The sequence below is a fragment of the Algoriphagus algorifonticola genome (assembly GCF_007655305.1).
In the GTDB taxonomy this organism is placed as follows: Bacteria; Bacteroidota; Bacteroidia; order Cytophagales; family Cyclobacteriaceae; genus Algoriphagus; species Algoriphagus algorifonticola.
This window is the reverse complement of record NZ_VLOG01000017.1, coordinates 60,500-81,409: the sequence shown is the minus strand read 5'-3', so window position 1 is coordinate 81,409 and position 20,910 is coordinate 60,500. Positions and strand designations below refer to the sequence as shown.

The following is a 20,910-nucleotide window of genomic DNA, read 5'->3' as shown; positions in this document are numbered from 1 at the left end:
TACAATCAAAACATTTGATAAAAAACTGATACACCATGCCTTATCTTGTATATCAGACCTTAAACGCAACTCTATTGGGTAAAGCTAAAAATTAATAAAAATATTAAAAACAATTCTATGATTTTTTTTATCAAAATTGTATTTCTTCTTTAATTTTTTTTTAAAAGTGTCCGTTTTTGAAATTTTATTTTTCTTTAAGAGTAGATTCTTATTAAACAAATAAATCCCTAGTAGGGATCAGTATTAAAATTATCTGCTCAGTATTCAAACTTCATTAATTTAAATTTAAAAATTCAAAAAATAGTTTAATGAAAAATTAGAAAAGTGAAAATTATAACTAAGAATTTTTTTTAACGCCTTTCAGAATGGGATTTAAAAGTTCCATAAACAAAAAAAGCCACCCAGAAGGTGGCTTTCTTAAATTATATTTCTCTCTTATCTGATAAAGAGCATTTCTCTATACTTCACTAATGGCCAAGACTCATCGTCTACCAAAAGCTCCAGTTTATCGACAGCGTATCGGATTTTCTCGAAGTATGCTTCTTTTACGTCTGTTTGATATCCTTTGGCTCTCTTTACGATATCATCTTCCTTATTCAGCTGCTTTCTAGCCTCAGTCATTGCAGTCACATTAGACTTCAATGATTCGATGTGCTTGGAAACCTCTTTGATTGTTTCTACAGCTGCTGAATGATCTAAGCCTAGACCTTTCAAACCGTTTGCATTTTCTATCAATTTGTTTTGATAAAGAATAGCAGTTGGGATCACATGATTCAAAGCAAGATCACCCATTACACGGCTTTCAATTTGAACCTTCTTGATGAAGTTTTCCAACATGATTTCATGACGGGCATGAACTTCCAGGTCATTCATCACATTGTGTTTTGCAAATAGCTCCTTGGTGGATTTTTTGCTATAAACATCCAAAGCTTCAGGAGTAGACTTCAAGTTAGAAAGACCTCTCCTAGCAGCTTCTTTCTCCCATTCTTCAGAGTATCCATCTCCTTCAAATCTTACTTTCTTGGATTCCTTGATGTATTTTCTCAATACATTAACAATCGCCAATTTCTTCTCTTTGCCAGACTCGATTTCTTTTTCGATGTCCTTGGCCATTGTCTTCAATGCTTCAGCCACGATGACATTCAAAGTAGCCATTGGTCCTGCACAGTTTGCACTTGACCCTACAGCACGGAATTCAAATTTATTTCCGGTGAATGCAAATGGAGAAGTTCTGTTTCTATCAGTGTTATCCAAGATGATTTCAGGAATCTTAGAGATACCCAATTTCATATACATGTTATCACCTTTTTCAATCTTGATATTTCCGTTTTTCTCCAACTCATCCAAGATAGCTGTCAAGGTTTCCCCTAGGAATACAGAGATAATTGCCGGAGGAGCTTCGTTTGCACCCAATCGGAAATCATTTCCTGCAGAAGCAATACTAGCTCTCAAAAGATCTGAATTGTCATAAACAGCTTTCACTGTAGCTACCAAGAAAGTCAAGAACTGCAAGTTTTCACGGGCAGAGTTGCTTGGCTGGAACAAGTTGATTCCAGTATCTGTAATCAAAGACCAGTTGTTATGCTTGCCTGATCCATTTACACCAGCAAATGGCTTTTCGTGGAATAGAACTTTCAAACCATGCTTCTCAGCTACTTTCTCCATCATATCCATCAATAATTGGTTGTGATCAACCGCCTTATTGATTTCTTCGAATACCGGCGCAACTTCAAATTGACCTGGAGCTACTTCATTGTGACGGGTAGAAACCGGAATACCCAGCTTATGAGCTTCGATTTCAAAATCCATCATGAAATCTTTCACTCTGGTAGGAATAGAACCAAAGTAATGATCTTCTAATTGCTGACCTCTGGCAGGATTGTGTCCAAATACAGAACGTCCAGCCATGACCAAGTCAGGTCTAGCAGAGTAAAGTGCTTTATCGATCACAAAATACTCCTGCTCAACACCTAGAGATGGAGATACTTTGCGAACGTTTCTATCAAACAACTGACAAATCTGTACAGCTGCATCATTGATTGCTTCTAATGACTTCAACAAAGGTGTTTTGTAATCCAATGCCTCTCCTGTGTAAGAAACGAAGATGGTAGGAATACAAAGCGTCTTGTCGAAAATGAAAATTGGAGAAGAAGGATCCCAAGCAGTGTATCCTCTAGCCTCGAAAGTAGATCTAATACCTCCGTTAGGGAAAGAAGATGCATCCGGCTCTTGCTGAACTAGAGCAGAACCTTTGAACTTTTCCAAACCTGCATGAGCATCGAAAAATGAATCGTGCTTTTCAGCAGTTGAGCCAGTAAGTGGCTGAAACCAGTGAGTGTAGTGTGTAACACCTTTGGACAATGCCCAAGTTTTAACAGCAGATGCTACTTCTTCTGCGGTTGCTACATCGATTTTGCTTCCTTTGTCTACAGCTTCCATTACTTTTTTGAAAACTGAAGGAGCTAAAGACTGCTTCATTTGGCTAATGCCGAAGACATTTGTACCGAAGAAGTCTGAAATTTTTGGGGCCGGCGGGGTTACTTGTACCCGCGGTCTGCCTTGAACCATTGTCAAGGCCTGCTGTCTTAGTGTTGCCATATCTACATTTGTGGTTTAAAATTGTACCAGCAAAAATAGAAAAATATGTGTTCCAAAATGCTTTTGCCTCATTTTTGAATCATTTTTTTCAAAAATTTACACTTTTTTCAATAAAACATGGTGTTTTAGGAGGCATCCACCCGATTTTAACCACTTTTTAGTCTCATTATTGGAAAATTGAAAACAAGACAAGAATGTTTACCTTTGCAAACTCATAATCAGGAGGAAATTTGTGAAAAAGGTAGCCTTTTATACTTTGGGATGTAAACTGAATTTCTCAGAAACGTCCACTATCAGTAGACAATTCGAAGACAAGGGATTCGAAAAAGTGGAATTTCAGGATTCTCCTGATATTTTCATCATCAATACCTGCTCTGTCACCGAGAATGCCGACAAGAAGTGTAAAAAGATAGTAAAGGAGGCTAAAAAGATATCTCCTAATTCTTATGTAGCCATTATCGGATGCTATGCTCAATTAAAACCCAGAGAAATTTCTGAAATCCAAGGAGTGGATGCCGTATTGGGCGCAGCTGAAAAATTCCGATTAATCGAACTTTTAGGTGATTTCGCCAAAGAACAGGAAGCGAAAGTCCTAGCGAGTGAAATTACAGAAGCAAAATCTTTCAATAATGCTTACTCTATCAATGACCGTACGAGAACCTTTCTAAAAGTTCAGGACGGATGTAATTATGGTTGTGCTTTCTGTACCATTCCCTTAGCAAGAGGAAAAAGCCGAAGTAATACTATTGCCTCTGTTTTAGAAGCGGCTGGAGAAATAGCAGCAACTGATGTGAAAGAGGTGGTACTTACAGGTGTGAATATCGGCGATTTTGGAATCGTTGATGGCAAAAGAAATGAGCGTTTCGGCGACTTAGTAGAGGCTTTGGATGAAGTAGAAGGAATAGACAGATTTCGAATTTCATCCATTGAGCCCAATTTGTTGACAAACGAGATCATTTCATTTGTCTCTCAGTCCCAGCGCTTCGTTCCTCACTTCCATATTCCGCTTCAATCCGGTTCTAACACCATATTGCGAAGTATGGGAAGGAGATATTTGAGGGAATTATATGAGGACCGCGTTTCAAAAATCAAAAGTTTGATGCCTCAGGCATGCATTGGGGTAGATGTGATTGTAGGATTCCCTGGAGAAACAGATGAGCTGTTTTTGGAAACTTATAATTTCCTAAACGAGCTGGATATTTCTTACCTACATGTTTTCACTTATTCTGAAAGAGCCAATACCCGGGCAGCTGAAATGGATGGAGTGGTTCCTATGAAAAAGCGGAATGAGCGCTCTAAGATGCTGAGAATTTTATCTGAGAAAAAAAGAAGGAAATTTTACGAGGAGAATTTAGGGAAATCCTTCACGGTATTATTTGAAGAGGATATCGAAGATGGAAAAATGCATGGATTTACAGAGAACTATATCCGTGTGGCCGCAAAATATGATCCTATGCTGATCAATGAAACGAAACTCGTGACTTTAGATCACATCAATGAATCAGGAAATGTGGAGGTGCTAGAACCTGAGTTTGTTTACGAAAAGCATTAATTCTAAAAGCTGCCCTTGAGCAGCTTTTTTTATTTGAGCTGGGGGAAAGTTTCATTCCTCCTATTTTTTCCTAAATTCAGCTCAGGTAAATCTAATTTTTCGTGAATTCAAACAATACACCACAGCTTATTCAGGATGAACCTTGGTTGGAAACTTTTGAAACGCAAGTTCAAAAGAGAATAGACCGGTTTAACAGTGCAAAATTCCATATTGAAAATGAGTTTGGAAGCATTTTGGAATTTGCCAATTTACATCAGTATTACGGAATACATTTTGAACCCATCCGAAAGGGATGGATTTACAGGGAATGGGCTCCTGCCGCCAAGCAACTTTTCTTAATGGGGGATTTTAACAACTGGGATAGGTATAATCATCCTATGCGTAGAAATCACAGAGGAGATTGGGAAATTTTCCTACCCTATCAAGAATATAAAGACAAATTTGTTCACGAGAGTAAAATCAAAACACATGTCATTGGAGCAAATGACGTGGCCCTAGATAGAATTCCTGCCTTTATAAGAAGAGTGGTGCAGGATGAAAGAAGCCATGACTTTGCCGGTCAATTATGGTTTCCTGAGAAATCCTTCGAATGGACTGATTCAGCATTTCAACTTCAAGCGATTCACCAGATGCCCCTCATCTATGAATGTCATGTGGGAATGGCCCAGGAAAAATTAGGAGTAGGCACTTACAAGGAATTTGAAGAAAATATTTTGCCCCGAATTAAAGCGGGTGGTTACAATGCCATTCAAATGATGGCTGTCATGGAACACCCCTACTACGGCTCTTTTGGTTATCATGTATCCAACTTTTTTGCGCCATCCTCCAGATTCGGCACACCTGAAGAATTAAAATCCCTGATCAATACAGCCCACAATATGGGTATAGCAGTGATTATGGATATTGTACATTCACATGCAGTTAAGAATGTGAATGAAGGATTAAATGAATTTGACGGCACGGATCATCAATACTTTCATCCCGGAATGAGAGGCTATCACGAAGGCTGGGATTCCAAGCTATTTGATTATGGAAAATGGGAGGTTCAGCAGTTTTTGCTTTCCAACATTCGATACTGGATGGAGGAATTTCACTTCGACGGTTTCCGATTCGACGGTGCTACATCCATGCTTTATCATCACCATGGTCATACCTCATTTGACTCTGCAGACAAATATTTTGACTTGGGGGTAGATGAGGATGCCTTGCTGTATTTCCAATTGGCAAATGAAGTAATCCATCAACTCAACCCTCATGCTATAGCGATTGCTGAGGAGGTTAGCGGAATGCCCGGATTATGCAGGCAGGTGGCAGATGGAGGAATAGGTTTTGACTTCAGGTTAGCGATGGGAATTCCTGATTTTTGGATCAAAACGCTGAAGCACAAGCAAGATGAGCAATGGGATATGTTTGAGCTTTGGCATGAACTAACTAACAGACCCAAGAAGGAAAAATCCATCGCTTATGCAGAAAGCCATGATCAGGCTCTGGTAGGTGATAAATCTATTGCCTTTTGGCTTATGGATAAGGAAATGTACTTTTCCATGTCGGTTTTAAATCAAAATCTGGTTATTGACCGAGGTATTGCTCTCCATAAAATGATCCGAATGATCACGCTTTCATTGGGAGGAGAAGGTTATCTCAACTTCATTGGTAATGAATTCGGGCATCCTGAATGGGTAGATTTTCCAAGAGAAGGCAATAATTGGAGCTATCAATATGCCCGAAGACAATGGTCATTAGTAGACACTGAGCATCTTCGATACTCTCAGTTGGATGCTTGGGATAAATCCATGATTCAATTGGCAAAAAACCATGACTTATTGTCCTCTGGCAGTGCAGAGCAACTCTATCTGGATCCTGACAAGAAAATCATTGCCTACCATAGAGGACAATTAATATTTGTTTTCTCTTTTCATCCTACAGAATCCTATTTTGGATACCCTGTCCCAATGCCCGAAAAAGGAAAATATCAAATAGCTCTCCATTCAGATGAAAAGAAATATGGAGGCTTCGAAAGAGTGGATAAGTCAGTGAAGTATGAGACAGACAAGGACCAAATGGTGCATTTATATGTTCCCAACAGGACTGTACTAATTATTAAAAAGCTCTAAACCGAAATTAAAACTGCTACACTACAATTTTTAATTCTCAGGTAATCTGTCTGGATTTTGGTAACTTATACTTGATCAACACTCAAGTTATGAAGGTTCCAAAAACGATTGACCTTAAATCATGGATCCGGTTTCATGCAAAAATTGGAGTAATACTCGGCTTCTTTTGTGGGATTATTTACTCCATTGGAGGGTTAGTGGTTGACTCTTTAGTTACCTTAGGGCTTGCATCAGGTGAGGTTTGGGAAACTCCTGGACTTTCTTTAGGAACATTACTTGCAATGGGAGCTTTGATTGGAATGCCTGTTATTTTCGGCTTCTTACTAATCTGTGCAGCATGCCTAGAAGCATTGATCTGTTATATTTTCCCGAATTGGTTTTCTGATTTCAATTTCAATAAAAATTCGTAAAACCTTATTTTTAAACTCCATTTACAATATGAAATCAAATCATTTTAAGCCAATTATTGTATCTGAAACTTTTCATCAGGACGTAAAGACCCTATGGAAATATTTGGTAGAAATCCAGCATATGCATCAATGGTATTTTGAAAATCTTCCAGATTTCAAAGCTGAAGAAGGGTTTGAAACCTCATTCTCCGTAAGTTCGGAGCAGAGGACTTTTACCCATATTTGGAAAGTTTTTGAGGTAATCCCTTTTGAAAAAATCAAATTGAGTTGGACTTATAAAGAATATTCAGGTGAGGGGTTTGTTACTTTTCAATTGGAGGAAAAAAACGGCGGAACAAAACTTACAGTCATTACAGAGGGCTTAGAAACCTTCCCTCAGAATATCCCTGAATTCCAAAGAGAAAGCTGCGAGGGAGGTTGGCATTATTTTATCAAAGACAGATTAAAAAGTTACGCCACCAAATAATGATTGGATCCAATCAAAGATTTTAAGGGTTTCAAAGGCATAATTTCCAATTCTTACTGATATTTGGATAGAATAAATTCAACAATATGCCCCGTTGCGCTTTTCTTTCCATTTCCAATACCGAAGGCTGGTTTATTGACGATGATTTGGTTCATCCGTTCCTGCATGAATTAGGCTGGGAAGTAAAAAATATTCCTTGGAATGAGAAAACCGATTGGAATAAATGGGATTTGGTCATCATCAGAAGCCCTTGGGATTATCAACAGCATTTGGAAGAGTTCATGGAAGTCCTTCAAAAAATAGAGGATTCCACGGCAATTCTTTTAAATCCTTTAGATATCGTAAAACAGAACATTCACAAAGGATACCTTTTTGAATTGGCAGAAAAAGGAATTGAACTGGTTCCTACTCAGAAATTTTCAAGCTTGGATGAAAGCCTCATCACCGAATCTTTTGAAAAATTTAAAAGTAATCAGTTAGTAATCAAACCTCTTGTAGGTGCAAATGCAGACGATACTTTTTGGATCAATATTTCCCATCCGCTAGACTGGGAGAAGCCTCTGGAAGTCTTTCAGGAAAAAGAAGGTATGATACAGCCTTTCATGAGTGGCATTGTCAAAGAGGGTGAGTTCTCTTTGATTTACTTGAATGGGGAGCTTAGCCACACCATTCTAAAGACCGTAGGAATCGGAGACTTTAGAGTTCAGGAAGAACATGGAGGCGGGGTAATAGCTATTCCAAACCCAGAACCAGAACTTGTGAAAGCAGCAGGTAAAGCAATGAAGGCTTTATCATCAACTCCTTTCTATGCCAGAGTTGATCTGGTTCGAACCCGTCAGGGAAGCTTTGCCTTGATGGAATTGGAATTGATTGAGCCTTGCCTTTATTTCCGATTTGATCCGAATTCGCCAAAGAAATTTGCAGCCTTGATCCATGATTATTATTCAAATCTTTCCAACTAAGAAAAGGTAAGGCCATTAATAATTATCCAAAATTCAGCGAATAGTTCCCCCCTTTCCTGAAGGCCTGAAGATTGAATTTTGGCATGGTGCGATTGGAGAAATATTTCTTTTTAGAGGTGTAAAAAAGTTGGTGAATCATTTCAGCGAGTATTCCTTCTCCTTTCATTCTTCTTCCAAATTCTACATCTTTAACGGATCCCCCATGAAGCTCGGCGATTTGACCCATGACTTTTTGAAATCTATCCGGATAATTTCTCTTTAACCAATCACTAAAAATCTCCTCCAATTTTCCATTCAAACGAACCACGGTCATCCCTGCAGACCTAGCTCCTTTTTCAGCGCTTGCTTTCAAAATTTCTGGAATTTCTTGGTCATTCAATCCCGGAATAATGGGGGCATTCATTACTGCGACCGGAACACCAACATTGCTCAACTTTTCAATTATTTGAAGCCGCTTAGAAGCACTGGCAGTTCTGGGTTCCATTTTCCTTCTCAATTCTTCATTCAAAGAGGTAATCGATATATAGACTTGCACCAAATCCTCCTTCGCTAAGTCTTGCAAAATATCAATATCCCTTTCTATCAGTGAATTTTTGGTGATAATCCCTACCGGATGCCGATAGCGGGCAAATACTTCTAACAATTGCCTGGTAATTCCCATTTTCTTCTCAATAGGCTGATAACAATCCGTATTTCCTGAAAGTGAAATTGGAGCTACCTTCCAGTTTGAACTCAGGATCTGCTTTTCCAACAATCTTGGAGCATCTGGTTTTGCCATCAATTGGGTTTCAAAATCTAAACCTGCCGAAAAGCCATAATATTCATGGGAATTTCTTGCATAGCAATAGCTACATCCATGTTCACATCCTTGATAAGGATTCAATGAAAAGCTCAAACCTATATCTGGGCTTTTGACTGGATTGATGATAGTTTTTGGATGCTCCAATCGGATATTGGTTTTTGGAGACAAAATCAACTCCTCATCCAAACCTTCCGAATGCTCAGTCACTAAATGCTGTGAGGAAAATCGGTTACCCGTTTGTAGCTGGGCTCCCCTACCTTTCCAATGATCTTTTTCCATGTCAATATTTTTGTCAAAGGCCTAGTTACAGTTTAAGCAAGCAAAAGGAGATTTAAAATTTATTGGCAATAATTGACAGAACTAGAATTGAATAAATTTTTTATCAATAATTATTTATTGTTTTTCAATAAATTTTTATTGTATATTTCGAAAAAATAAAAAACATACCATGAGGGCATCACAATCACTTTCCATCCTACAGGTGATCTTTTGGATCATCTTTATTGGCTTAGCAATAAAAACTGGAACCCTAATCATTTCTTATGGAGTAAGCATTTTTGTCAATCCAGAAGGAGCAAATGATCTTTATCTGGGATTATCACTTAAAAGTCTGATGGTTCAAAGTCCCATTTCCTATCATTTATTAGTGATCGGATTGATTACGATTTTCATTATCAAAACCAACCTTCTCTATCAGGTAGTTCAGCTATTTCAGAAGCTAAAACTCGTTGAGCCTTTTACAAATGAAGTTTATCATCACCTGACCAAAATGACAGGCATCACATTTCTAATAGGTATTTTAACTTATGTAGTTTTTGCCTATGCTAAATTTTTGAATGGCAAAAATTACGAGGTATCAGAAGCTTGGGAGCATTTGGAAGGAAGGCTGGAATTTATTTTCATGGGCATGTTACTCCTAGTGGTTTCTCAGATTTTTAAAAGAGGAATTGAAATTCAACAAGATAACGAACTAACCATCTAAGCTATGCCTATACAAGTCAATTTGGATGTCATGATGGCTAAAAGAAAAATTTCTTTGAATGAGCTTTCAGAAAAAGTTGAATTAACCTTATCCAATCTTTCCATTCTTAAAACAGGGAAAGCAAAAGCAATCAGATTCAGTACCTTGGAAGCAATTTGTAAAGCCTTGGATTGTCAACCTGGCGATATACTAGAATACATTGAATAGGCTTCCTAGCGCGAAAGGATCTGTTGAAACAAAACAATTAGCTATTTAATGTGTTAATTAGGTATGAAATCTATTTTAAAACCTACTGGACGAATTACACGAAGAAAGTATTTAACACTCTTCATGTTTTTTTATTTCGTCAACATTTTATGCTTAATGAAAGCTTGGGAAGCCTACCAAATCGAAGCTTGGCCTGCCTTTTTCTCTTTCAGCATTATCTTGATTGCCTCGATAGTTTTATTGCTGATACAGGCGATAAGACGTTTACACGATATTGGGATGGATTGGAAATATGCCCTTTACCTATTAATTCCGCCACCCATTAATTTTATTGGATTTGTATGGCTAGCATATAAAGAAGGTCAAGATGGTCCAAACAAATATGGACCTGATCCCAGAAAAACAGATATTGTATAAAAAAAGGAGCTCGAGGCTCCTTTTCTTATTTTTTGGCCTGGGCAGCCATCCATTCCATGATGGTAACAGGCCTTCCTCCCACTAAAACAGGAGATCCATCCAAACCTGTCCTAGCTTGATTGGCATGAACATAAATCCAAGACCAATGTCCATTGTAATGATAATTATCTCCCCCATAGAATCCGGTAATATCAGTTACATGATCATAAAATGTAAAATGTACATTTTTAGCTCCAGCCTTCTTTAATCTATCATAAAGTGGAACCACGGTAGATTCTGGTTTGGTTACTCCATCATCTTTGGAATGAACAAACCACATGGGAACCTGCTTGATTTTTTGAATATCCTGTTCAGTCACGTACTGAGCGTCATAAGCAAGAGCGCTGATATAACCCGCAGCAAAATAGTCAGGGTGCTCAAGGATCAACTTTAGAGACATGTATCCTCCATTTGAGCAACCTCCAACGTAAATCCTTTTGGGGTCAATTCCAGGATTGGACTTTACGTAATCTTGAATTAAGGCAAACAATGCCTCATTATAAATATCATTCGTTTGACCACGGGTCATACCCTCGGCAGCCTGCATCCAGAATGTTGGACTTTGAGGCACCAAAACATAAGCACCGGCATCACCAAACAAAGTTTGAATTTCAGGGGAGGCATAATTGGCCGCTCGGTTTCCCAAAAGAGCTATGGTAGGATCCATCCCTCCTTCACCTCCGCCATGCAGCCAAATTATCAAAGGAGCTTTTTTCCCTTTTGTTTCAGGGCTAAATGAGGCATAGGACATGGTCAAATTACCGTACTGAAATTTCCCCTTCAAATCGTATTCATCTACTAAAGGCATGATTTTTCCAGCTGCCTGATTCCAAACTTGATTGGTCTTCGAATTAATAATTGTCAGTGAATAATCAATCCAAAAGTTACCACCTCGGTTTCCAACTCTCATATATTGGATTGGAGAGCCTATAGGTTGAGTTGGGCTCACCTCCAATACCAAAGTGATATGTTTCCCAGATGCTACCCGATTCCCATTTTCATCGGAAACAAAGGCAAAAACCACATCTCTTTCTCCTGATTTTTGGGATTCCGGAATATCACCCTGAGAGCTTTCTCTTTTTGCAAAAACTTTAAATTCTGCAGGATTTGCATCAGACACTTCATTCTCTAAAGTGATAATCACCTGATTGACGGCAGGTCCCCAATCGAACCCTTCAACTACTAGCTTGTAGCTGCCCTCAGAGGACTTTATTTCAGAATTAGGATTGCCATAAATCCAATTGCTGAAGAGTAAACAAATAATTAAAAGGCTATTTTTCATGGTTTATATAGGTTTTGGGTGTAATACTCCCAACTATTTAACCAATTCCTGAAAAACTTCCCTTTAAAATTATATCAGTGGAAAATTTGAATGCAATATCAATTCTTGGCTGATAGCTTACAGATAAGGAAAAGGAATTAAGATAAATTTCCTTTCTTCAGTTCTTTTACAGCATAATCTACTGCTCGGGCTGTGAGTGCCATATAGGTTATGGAAGGATTTTGAGTGCCTGTGGAGGTCATACAGGCTCCATCAGTTACGAAGACGTTAGGCGCATGGTGCATTTGATTAAATCCATTGAGCAAAGAAGTTTGGGGGTCTCGTCCCATTCGCACTCCTCCCATCTCATGTATATCCAAACCAGGAGCTTGCTTGCTATCAGATTTTCTAATATTCACACAGCCTGCCTTTTCCAGCATTTCCTCTCCCTGCTGATGAAAATCCTGTAGAATTTTCTCATCATTTTCATCATAATCCACACTAACCTGTAGCAATGGTATACCCCATTCGTCTTTTTGATCCTTACTCAAGCTCACTTGATTACTTTCCTTTGGAATAGTTTCTCCCTGCATCATCATAAAAACATTCCAAGGACCAGGTTGAGTATTGGCTTTTTTAAATTCGGTGCCAAATCCTCCCACATCTGCATGACCAAAACCAGAACGGCCGGCAGAGTAAAAAGTCATATATCCTCTAAGGAAATCCATTTCCTGCTTTTTCACATTTCTAAAATTAGGCATCATGACCGCGGTTGGTCTTCTACCAAAATAGTATTGATCTTCAAAGCCTTCATACTTAGCTGAGATGGTTCCTCTATAGTTATGAAACGCAATGTATTTCCCCAAAACCCCATTTTCATTGCCCAATCCTTCTGGAAACCTTCTGGAAGTGCTATTCAATAAAATCAAATTGGTATTCAAAGCCGATGCATTCAAAAAAATGATTTTGGCAAAATAATCTTTCTCCTCCTTTGTTATCCTGTCAATCACTTTGACTCCAACCGCTTTTCCTTTTTCCTCATCCCAAATCACAGAATGAACCACTGAGTCAGGTCTTAAAGTCAAATTACCGGTTTTTGCTGCCCAAGGTAAAGTAGAAGAATTACTGCTAAAATATCCTCCAAAAGGACAGCCTCTGTAGCACTGATTTCTTGCCATACATTGCCCCCTCCCTTGAGCTAGGTGTTGGTCTTTGGGTTGTGTCAGATGCGCGCACCTACCTTTGATGAATTTTCTATCTTGATAGGATTGATTAACCCGCTGTTGAATCTCTTTTTCCACACAATTCATCTCCCAAGCTGGCAAAAACTCTCCATCCGGTAAGGTATCTAATCCTTCATAACTTCCGGAAATACCGACAAATCGCTCCACATAGCTGTACCAAGGTGCCACATCTTCGTAACGAATGGGCCAATCAACTGCAAAACCATCCCTGCCTGGCCCTTCAAAGTCATATGCACTCCAACGTTGAGTCTGTCTAGCCCAAATCAAAGATTTACCACCCACTTGATAGCCTCGAATCCAATCGAAGGGCTTTTCCTGGACATAAGGATGATCTGAATCTTTGACAAAAAAGTGCTCCGTATCCTCTTTGTAAGCATAGCAACGGTTCACCACAGGATTTTTCATCTTATCCTCCCTGGGAATCTGATTTCTGTGAGGCATGTCCCACACTGATGCTGTCATGGTCGGATAGTCCTTTAGGTGCTGAACATCCCTTCCTCTTTCCAAGACCAAGGTTTTCAATCCCTTTTCGCAAAGTTCTTTAGCTGCCCATCCTCCGGATATCCCAGAACCAACTACTATAGCATCAAATTCATTACTTTTCATAATCGAAAAATAATGATTTCTATTTCATCTTTTATAAATTTTTTAAAAAACTATACTTATGATTGGAGATTCAAAAAATAAAAAAGTCCCATCTCCTAAGGCTTAGGAAATGGGACTTGAAAGAACAAATTCGACTATTCGTATCTCAAGGATTCGATAGGGTCAAGTTTACTTGCTTTGAAAGCTGGGAAGTAACCAGACAATAAGCCAACGATGATACAAATAATAAAAGCGATAAACATCCACAGCCAAGGAACCAAGAAACCTCCAGGTCCAATCGCATTAGCAATGACATTTCCGATTGCTATTCCGAGAATTACCCCGAAAATTCCACCTAGCACGCAAATCATAATTGCTTCTATCAAAAATTGCTGACGGATCCTCAGTGGAGTAGCTCCTAAAGCTTTTCTAATACCTATCTCACGGGTCCTCTCTGTAACAGAAACCAGCATGATATTCATCAGTCCGATGGAGGCTCCCAAAAGAGTAATGAACCCAATACCAAAACCTCCTATTCTCAGATACCCGGCAACTTCCTCTAGACTTTCCGCTACCGATTGACTTTTTGTAAGATCAAAGGAGTTCTCAGCAGTTACTCTATCCTGACGGATTTTTCTCATCATCCCAATTGCCTGACCCATTTCGTAATCGATACGCTCAGGGCCGGAAGCAACAGCTGTAACATTGTAATTGAAAACACCTCTTTGGTCAAGTCTTGCAGCATTCTCTATAGGAATTAAAACCTGTCTGTCTGCTCCTTGATCCTGCCCTACTCCACCTTGCTTTTCCAATACTCCTACAATGGTGTAAGGCTTTCCGAAAAAGCTGATTTTTTGATTGATAGGATCTTCATTGGATTCAAAAAGAGTTTCCTGAATTTCTTTTCCTATGATGCATACGTTATTTCCGTATCGTATTTCAAGATTGGAAAAATTTCTACCTTCTTCGAGTTTGATTGCTTTTATGCTCAGGTAATTTTCATCCACGCCTCTAATTCTCGAATTTGGATTGGTGGTTTCGGAACCTCTTTTTATCTCAGCGGCTCGACTGACTGTAGTTTCCACCGTAGATATTCCGATAGAACTATATTCCTGCTTGAAATCCTGCACTTCTCGGAAAGACAATTTAGGATAGGTCTTCTCCTCTTTTCCATCTTGAATAGCTCGTCCCCCACTGAAACCTTTGTTTCTTACATCAAAAGTATTAGCTCCCAAACCAGAAAAGCTTTCTGCAATTTGAGACTTTATTCCATCGATGGCAGTCAACATCCCTACAAGAGAGGAAATACCAATTGCTATAATTGCACCGGTCAGGATAGTCCTTAGAATATTAACTTGAACAGACTTTAGGGCTTCCCTTATATTTTCGATCAAATTCATGTATTGTTCGAATTAGAACAGATTTTTAGAAAAAACTCATTTATGATTCTTAATAATAAGCAATTCGCTTTTAAAAAAAATTTGAGACTCAAATTATTGAATTTCAACTTTCAGTTACACTTTAATTCAATGCATCCTATCCCCTCTCAACTCCATTTCTTTTAGGATACTTGCTTCATAATCCAGCCATTCTTGCCATCGCTGATTGACATATTCGGGATCATGAAATTTTCTGGCTAATTCAATAAAAGTGACATAATGCCCAGCCTCAGAAATCATCAACTCGTAGTAAAACTTTTTGAGCTCCTCATCCTGAATATGTTTGGATAAAAGTTTGAAGCGCTCACAACTCCTGGCTTCGATCAAAGCATTCAATAATAAATGCTCCGTCAACTGTTGTTTCCTACTTCCACCTTTTTTGACAAAACCATTGAGTTTGATGACATATTCATCCTTTCTAGGAAAACCAAACTTCATATTTCTCTTTCGTAGCTGCTCCATCACCCGCTCAAAATGTCCCCATTCTTCTGCGACTATGGGAGTCAGGGTATCCACCAACTCGTCCAAATCAGGGTATCTCAAAATCAAACTGATACAGGAAGAGGCTGCCTTTTGCTCACAATAAGCATGATCCACCAAAATATCCTCGATCTGCATTTCTGCAATCCCAACCCACCTTGGATCTGTGGGTAACTTGAGATGCAACATTTTCTGTCTTGTACTTTCTTCCCAGCTCATATCAGTCAAATAAATACCAGGTAATTCCCAGGTCAATAAATGATTTGTAGCCGGTGTAGTCAGGTGTGACAAAATATCCTTCCCGATTCATCAAACCGGCATTCAAATGATTGTATTTTAATAGAACTCTTGTTCTGTTGATTCTGAAATTCAGGAAAATATCGGCCACTGGGTAAGCAAATACTTCGAAGCTATTTTGCAGGTGAAATTGCTGATGAGCAGTAAAATAAGCATTTGCAAAGTAGCTGGACTTGTATCTCACATCCACACCAAATTGGATGAAAATATTTTCATCAAATGCAGGACTGTCAAAGTAAAAACGAGTATTTCCGAATACTTCAGGGATTCTAAAAGCATCAGATGCCTCTCCTGTAACAGACGTGATAATAACCTCTGTATCCCATTTAAATTTCTTCCCTATTTGTATAGAGGATTGAATACCGGGCATCAAAATAAAAGCTTCACCTCCTGCCTGCTCGGGAACTCTCTGCTCGTTGAAAAAGACGTAATTATTGATCCTGCTAATGGTTAATGAAGGCCTGATTTTGACTTTTTCCAAATCAACTTTCAAGGTTCCCTTCACTTGATCTACACCAGTGTTGGAAAAATCATTATTCCAGGCATAATGATTTCCCGCATAAACCTGCTGAAGCGAGGTGGGCTTATAAAGTGCTTTGGTATACTCCAGATCCAAGTAGGGGGATTTAAATACCCCATGCAGCCTGAATGCTCCCGGGATAAGGTATTCACCATCAGCGCTCACACTCCATTTCTCAGAAATTTTTCCAATCAATTCCCCTCCTATGTATAATTCATTAAAGGTGTTAGGAGAATTAAAAAACGGACTTCTCATCCTACCATTCCTCAATCTGGTAAATGCATTGTAATAAAAGCCTCCAAAGGTCCCTTTGAAGCCAAACTCATTTCTCCACTCGGCAAAATCATTAAAATTTCTTGTGGTATCCTGTCCATTCAGTCTGGTGCTGGGATAATACAGGGAATCACTGTTAGTCAAAGGAGCATCAAAAACCAGATCCTGCTTTCTCCTGTCAAAAATATGATAGATCTGAAGTCCGTCTTTCACTTTGTATTCATGATAAAAGTGATAGTCCTGCCTCAAATCTCTGGCTTGGGAGGTTCTCAGCCAAACTTTCGCATCCTCATAGGTGAAATAAACCGAGGTAGAATCCACTTCAGGAGGTATAATCCCTCCGATCTCATTGACCACATGCCGCATTCGGGAGAAATTCCCTAAGAACCAATATTTCCCATCTTCAGACCTGTAATTGGTATGGATAGAATAAGTGGTTTGATCCACCATGTTATCATCTCTAGCTGTAGGATTGAGGGTTTTCCTTACCCGCATGGTGTGAAAATCAAAACCTATATTCCATCTAGGATTGACATTTCTGGCAAATTTGATATCCAGCATATTTCGGTTTCCGCCCCCAAAAAAAGCTGACATCTCAGTAAATGGAGATTTGGTATCGAAATAGCGATTGTTAGAAGGGTCAGTATAATAGATATCGTAGGCATGAAAACCAGAAGTAGTACCGATTAAATCTGGAACCTGATAAAAAACCGGGGTTGCCGCACTGCCTATATTGCCCAAATCCTGATACTTCCAGCCACTTTTAGCTACCGGATCATAATTGTGAAAATTGGTTAATGAAGTATCCTGAGGGTATAAGGTTAGGCTATTTCGCTTGATGTCTTTTTCGAAATAAAATAAGGCTGTGGTTGGACCGAAAACCATCTTAGTACTATCATCCAACAGGGTTCTTCGGCCATTTTCTTCTTCTTGATTTTCTCCCTCTTGTACAGTCCTCTGGTTGACCCGCTGATTGGGATTTTGAACTTGCCTCCCATTGGTTGGAATAGGGCGTTGTGCCTGAGCAGAGCCAGCCACGAGAATCACCCAAAAAAAGCATATTCCTAACAGAAATTTATTCACCGAGCTTTGTCCGTTCCAAAGACTTTTTGTTGTACCAGTTTAATCAATTTTTGCTCATCCTCTTCCTCTAACAGGACCTGAATGGGCAGCACAAAAATCGGAATTTCTCTTAGAAATCCTTTGGGAAGTAAAGATTTTACTTTCACCCCATCTTTTTCTGTTGTGAGAATAACGGGATTTTCATTTGCATGTTTGGCTACAAGCAAGCCTATCTTTTCCAAATCAGCCTGATCATAATGATGATGATCCGAAAATTTCACAGCCTCCAACACTTCATATTGACTTTTACAATAATCTATAAACTGCTGATTATTAGCTATTCCACTAAATAAAATTACTCGTTTTCTGAACTGAGAATTTTCTGCAAGTGCTTGTGGTTCCCCATAGCCAACTTTTGTGAACATGACAGGCTTAGAGCCGGCATATTTCCTAATATTTTCCTGAAATTCTGAGGCCTCCTGATCGGACTTAGACAAGGGGCTTTTGGTAACAATAATCAAATCGGCTCTTTTTGCTCCATTTCTACTTTCTCTAAGCCTTCCCATTGGCAATAAAAAGTCCTGAAAAAAAGGCTCTTCCCAAGTAGTCAATAAAATCGAAAAATCTGCTTGAAATGATCGATGCTGAAAGGCATCGTCCAAGATAAGCAGGTCCAACCCTTCTTCTTCCTTTGCTATTCTTACCGCTGCATTCACCCGATCTTCTCCCACAAAAACACGGATTTCGTCTCCAAATTTTTGATATATCTGATAGGGTTCATCCCCGATTCCTTCAGGACTACTGACAGAAGTGGCTTTAATAAAACCCTCAGTTTTTCTTCCATACCCTCTGGACAGGGTGGCTAAGCGATAATCTTGTTTGAATGTTCTTATAAGGTATTCCACCATGGGGGTTTTCCCTGTTCCGCCAACCCTTAAATTACCCACCAGAATAGCGGGAATTGGAGATGGTGTGGTTTTGAATACTCCAGAGTTATAGAGCCAGTTTCTGACTCGAGTGATCAAATCAAATAGGACTGTAAAAGGATAAAGAAGAAAAGCAAGGCGCCTCATTCCTAAGAATTCGTATTTTTGATCAAATAAACCAAAAATTTATGGGATACAAGATCGGGGAAGTAATTTCATTTTTAGAAAAGCTGGCTCCCCCCGCCTATCAGGAGTCATACGACAATGCTACGCTGATAACAGGAAACAGAAACTGGGACTTAACCGGAATCATCTGTTCTTTGGACTGCACTGAGGAAGTCATTCAAGAAGCCATATCAGCAGGAGCCAATATGGTGGTGGCACATCACCCCATAGTTTTTAAGGGATTGAAAAGCCTGACCGGCAAAAATTATGTCGAAAGAACTGTCATCAAAGCTATCAAACATGATATTGCCATTTATGCTATCCACACTAACCTAGACCATGTCGCTCACGGTGTTAATAAAAGAATCAGCGATAGACTTGGCCTTTTGAATACTAAGATCTTACAGCCTAAAAAACAGTTGCTCAACAAGTTGGTATTTTTTGTACCGGAGGAACATAAAAACAAGGTTTTGGATGCTGTCTATGAAGCCGGAGCAGGGCAAATTGGGGAGTATAAAGATTGTTCTTTTCAAGTGAATGGTATGGGCACCTTTACTCCATCTGAAGATGCAAATCCTTTTTTAGGCCAAAGAGGAGCTCCACAATACGAGGCCGAAATCCGTGCTGAGGTCATTCTTCCAGCTTTTTTAAGCAATAAGATAATTTCTGCCATGAAAAAAGCCCATCCATACGAGGAGGTTGCTTTTTACCTGAGTGCCTTGGAAAATGAGAATCAGGAAGTCGGCGCTGGAATGGTTGGAGAGTTGGAAGATCCAATGACTGCGGAGGAATTTCTAGATTATCTCAAAGAGAAAATGAATCTGAAAATAGTAAAGCATACCGCATTAGTTAAGGAAAAAATTAAGAAAGTAGCTGTTTGTGGTGGTGCCGGAATATTTTTATTGGGAGATGCCAAAAGAAAGGAGGCGGACGTTTTTATCACCGCTGACGTCAAGTATCATGAGTTTTTTGATGCTGATGGATCCTTAATTCTTTGTGATATCGGCCATTATGAAAGTGAAATTTTCACAAAAGAATTATTGGGAGAACTTTTGTCACAAAATTTTCCTAATATTGCACTCTATTTGACAAAAGTAGTTACCAATCCCACATCCTACCGATAGTACATGGAAAGTACAGTAGCACAAAAACTCGAGGCAATTCACAACCTTCAATTAATAGATTCTAAACTAGACGCAATCATCAAAGTTCGCGGCGCACTTCCAGAAGAGGTGCAAGATTTGGAAGATGAAATCGCCGGCTACGAAACTAGACTTGACAAGTTCAATAACGAGATCCAATCTTACGAAGATGAGATCAAGTCTTTGAAAGAAAGCATCAAGGAATCTGAAAAACTGATCAAAAAGTATCAGGAGCAGCAGATGAACGTACGAAACAACCGTGAGTACGATGCCATCACCAAAGAATTAGAACTTCAGGATCTTGAAATCCAAGTTGCTAAGAAAAAAATTGCTGAAGCTGGCGCTAAAATCGATCAGAAAAAGCACGATTTAGATGAGTTGACTGCTGTTATGAAAGACAGACAGAAAGACTTGGATCTAAAGAAAGATGAGCTTTCTACGATTGTTGCTGAAAGTGAAAACGAAGAAGCAAAATTGAATACTGATCGTGAAAAGGCTGTTAAGAAAATCGAAGATAGACTTCTAAAATCTTACGAGAAGATCAGAACAAATGCCAAGAATGGTTTGGCTGTAGTAATGGTCAAGAGAGGAGCTTGCGGCGGTTGCTTTAATACCGTTCCACCTCAAAGACAGGCTGATATTCGTGAAAAGAAAAAACTAATCGTCTGCGAACACTGCGGAAGAATTTTAGCAGGTGTAGAAGATGAAGTAGTAGAAGAAACTCCAACCAAGAAAAAGAGAACTTCTAGATCTTAAGAAGTTTTGAAATAAACCAACGGAAAGCCCTGAAATTCTTCGGGGCTTTTTTTGTGATTATCCGTATATTTTTTCTCAGTGGAGCTAATTCAATCTGATTTCCCATTTACCCCGTACCTAATTAAAAGCCTATTCAAAAATTGAATTAAGAAAAGGCTTGAAAAAAGGAACAAATCATGAATCGATAAAATCGAGTATTCTGAAACATTCT

At 39.0% G+C, this 20,910-nt stretch carries 18 protein-coding genes; 10 read left to right on the top strand and 8 right to left on the bottom strand.

Going from position 1 to position 20,910, the window contains the following annotated elements; all coding sequences use genetic code 11:
- Positions 1–435: 435 nt before the first annotated feature.
- Entirely contained in the window at positions 436–2,598 is a 2,163-nt protein-coding gene (locus FL972_RS03165; protein WP_144603495.1) for a glutamine synthetase III family protein, read from the bottom strand.
- Between the two features lie 232 nt (positions 2,599–2,830).
- Here FL972_RS03165 and mtaB point away from each other — a divergent pair, with 232 nt between their 5' ends.
- The 5 genes from mtaB to FL972_RS03140 all read left to right on the top strand — a co-directional run bounded on the left by mtaB (position 2,831) and on the right by FL972_RS03140 (position 8,102).
- Positions 2,831–4,150, top strand: a complete 1,320-nt coding sequence (gene mtaB / locus FL972_RS03160) for a tRNA (N(6)-L-threonylcarbamoyladenosine(37)-C(2))-methylthiotransferase MtaB (protein WP_144603492.1) — start codon at positions 2,831–2,833, stop codon at positions 4,148–4,150.
- Between the two features lie 101 nt (positions 4,151–4,251).
- Positions 4,252–6,264 carry an alpha amylase C-terminal domain-containing protein gene (locus FL972_RS03155; protein ID WP_144603490.1) on the top strand — a complete coding sequence of 671 codons (2,013 nt, stop codon included), beginning with the start codon at positions 4,252–4,254 and terminating at the stop codon, positions 6,262–6,264.
- Between the two features lie 89 nt (positions 6,265–6,353).
- Entirely contained in the window at positions 6,354–6,674 is a 321-nt protein-coding gene (locus tag FL972_RS03150; RefSeq protein ID WP_144603488.1) for a hypothetical protein, read from the top strand.
- A gap of 28 nt (positions 6,675–6,702) precedes the next feature.
- Positions 6,703–7,140: an SRPBCC family protein gene (locus FL972_RS03145; protein WP_144603486.1), complete on the top strand. Its 438-nt coding sequence runs from the start codon at positions 6,703–6,705 to the stop codon at positions 7,138–7,140.
- Between the two features lie 86 nt (positions 7,141–7,226).
- Positions 7,227–8,102 (top strand): ATP-grasp domain-containing protein, encoded by an 876-nt coding sequence (locus FL972_RS03140; protein WP_144603483.1) that lies wholly within the window; start codon positions 7,227–7,229, stop codon positions 8,100–8,102.
- Between the two features lie 22 nt (positions 8,103–8,124).
- Here the strand turns inward: FL972_RS03140 and FL972_RS03135 are convergent, their stop codons facing one another.
- A complete protein-coding gene (locus FL972_RS03135; protein ID WP_144603480.1) occupies positions 8,125–9,183 on the bottom strand; it encodes a PA0069 family radical SAM protein in 1,059 nt (352 codons plus the stop codon).
- Positions 9,184–9,352: 169 nt separating this feature from the next.
- Between FL972_RS03135 and FL972_RS03130 the strand changes: the two genes are divergently transcribed.
- The 3 genes from FL972_RS03130 to FL972_RS03120 all read left to right on the top strand — a co-directional run bounded on the left by FL972_RS03130 (position 9,353) and on the right by FL972_RS03120 (position 10,510).
- Positions 9,353–9,886 carry a DUF2975 domain-containing protein gene (locus FL972_RS03130; RefSeq protein ID WP_144603478.1) on the top strand — a complete coding sequence of 178 codons (534 nt, stop codon included), beginning with the start codon at positions 9,353–9,355 and terminating at the stop codon, positions 9,884–9,886.
- Positions 9,887–9,889: 3 nt separating this feature from the next.
- Positions 9,890–10,093: a helix-turn-helix domain-containing protein gene (locus FL972_RS03125; protein ID WP_091655348.1), complete on the top strand. Its 204-nt coding sequence runs from the start codon at positions 9,890–9,892 to the stop codon at positions 10,091–10,093.
- A 63-nt stretch (positions 10,094–10,156) separates the two neighbouring features.
- Positions 10,157–10,510: a DUF805 domain-containing protein gene (locus FL972_RS03120; RefSeq protein WP_091655349.1), complete on the top strand. Its 354-nt coding sequence runs from the start codon at positions 10,157–10,159 to the stop codon at positions 10,508–10,510.
- 25 nt (positions 10,511–10,535) lie between these two features.
- Here FL972_RS03120 and FL972_RS03115 read toward each other — a convergent pair whose 3' ends face one another.
- The 6 genes from FL972_RS03115 to lpxK all read right to left on the bottom strand — a co-directional run bounded on the left by FL972_RS03115 (position 10,536) and on the right by lpxK (position 18,783).
- Positions 10,536–11,831 carry a prolyl oligopeptidase family serine peptidase gene (locus FL972_RS03115; protein WP_144603476.1) on the bottom strand — a complete coding sequence of 432 codons (1,296 nt, stop codon included), beginning with the start codon at positions 11,829–11,831 and terminating at the stop codon, positions 10,536–10,538.
- A gap of 137 nt (positions 11,832–11,968) precedes the next feature.
- Entirely contained in the window at positions 11,969–13,660 is a 1,692-nt protein-coding gene (locus tag FL972_RS03110) for a GMC oxidoreductase (RefSeq protein WP_144603474.1), read from the bottom strand.
- Positions 13,661–13,794: 134 nt separating this feature from the next.
- A complete protein-coding gene (locus FL972_RS03105; protein ID WP_144603471.1) occupies positions 13,795–15,039 on the bottom strand; it encodes an ABC transporter permease in 1,245 nt (414 codons plus the stop codon).
- Between the two features lie 126 nt (positions 15,040–15,165).
- The gene (miaE, locus tag FL972_RS03100) at positions 15,166–15,777 is read right to left on the bottom strand and encodes a tRNA-(ms[2]io[6]A)-hydroxylase (protein ID WP_186299978.1); all 612 of its coding nucleotides are present in this window, start codon (positions 15,775–15,777) and stop codon (positions 15,166–15,168) included.
- Between the two features lies 1 nt (position 15,778).
- A complete protein-coding gene (locus FL972_RS03095; RefSeq protein ID WP_250161271.1) occupies positions 15,779–17,731 on the bottom strand; it encodes a putative porin in 1,953 nt (650 codons plus the stop codon).
- Positions 17,728–18,783 carry a tetraacyldisaccharide 4'-kinase gene (gene lpxK, locus FL972_RS03090; protein ID WP_144603469.1) on the bottom strand — a complete coding sequence of 352 codons (1,056 nt, stop codon included), beginning with the start codon at positions 18,781–18,783 and terminating at the stop codon, positions 17,728–17,730. Before lpxK ends, FL972_RS03095 begins: the two co-directional genes overlap by 4 nt.
- A gap of 41 nt (positions 18,784–18,824) precedes the next feature.
- On the opposite strand from lpxK, the gene FL972_RS03085 reads away from it, so the two are divergent.
- Both FL972_RS03085 and FL972_RS03080 read left to right on the top strand, forming a co-directional pair.
- The gene (locus FL972_RS03085) at positions 18,825–19,925 is read left to right on the top strand and encodes a Nif3-like dinuclear metal center hexameric protein (RefSeq protein WP_144603466.1); all 1,101 of its coding nucleotides are present in this window, start codon (positions 18,825–18,827) and stop codon (positions 19,923–19,925) included.
- A gap of 3 nt (positions 19,926–19,928) precedes the next feature.
- Positions 19,929–20,699, top strand: coding sequence for a zinc ribbon domain-containing protein (locus tag FL972_RS03080; protein WP_091655355.1), 771 nt, complete (start codon positions 19,929–19,931; stop codon positions 20,697–20,699).
- The last annotated feature ends 211 nt before the right edge of the window (positions 20,700–20,910 follow it).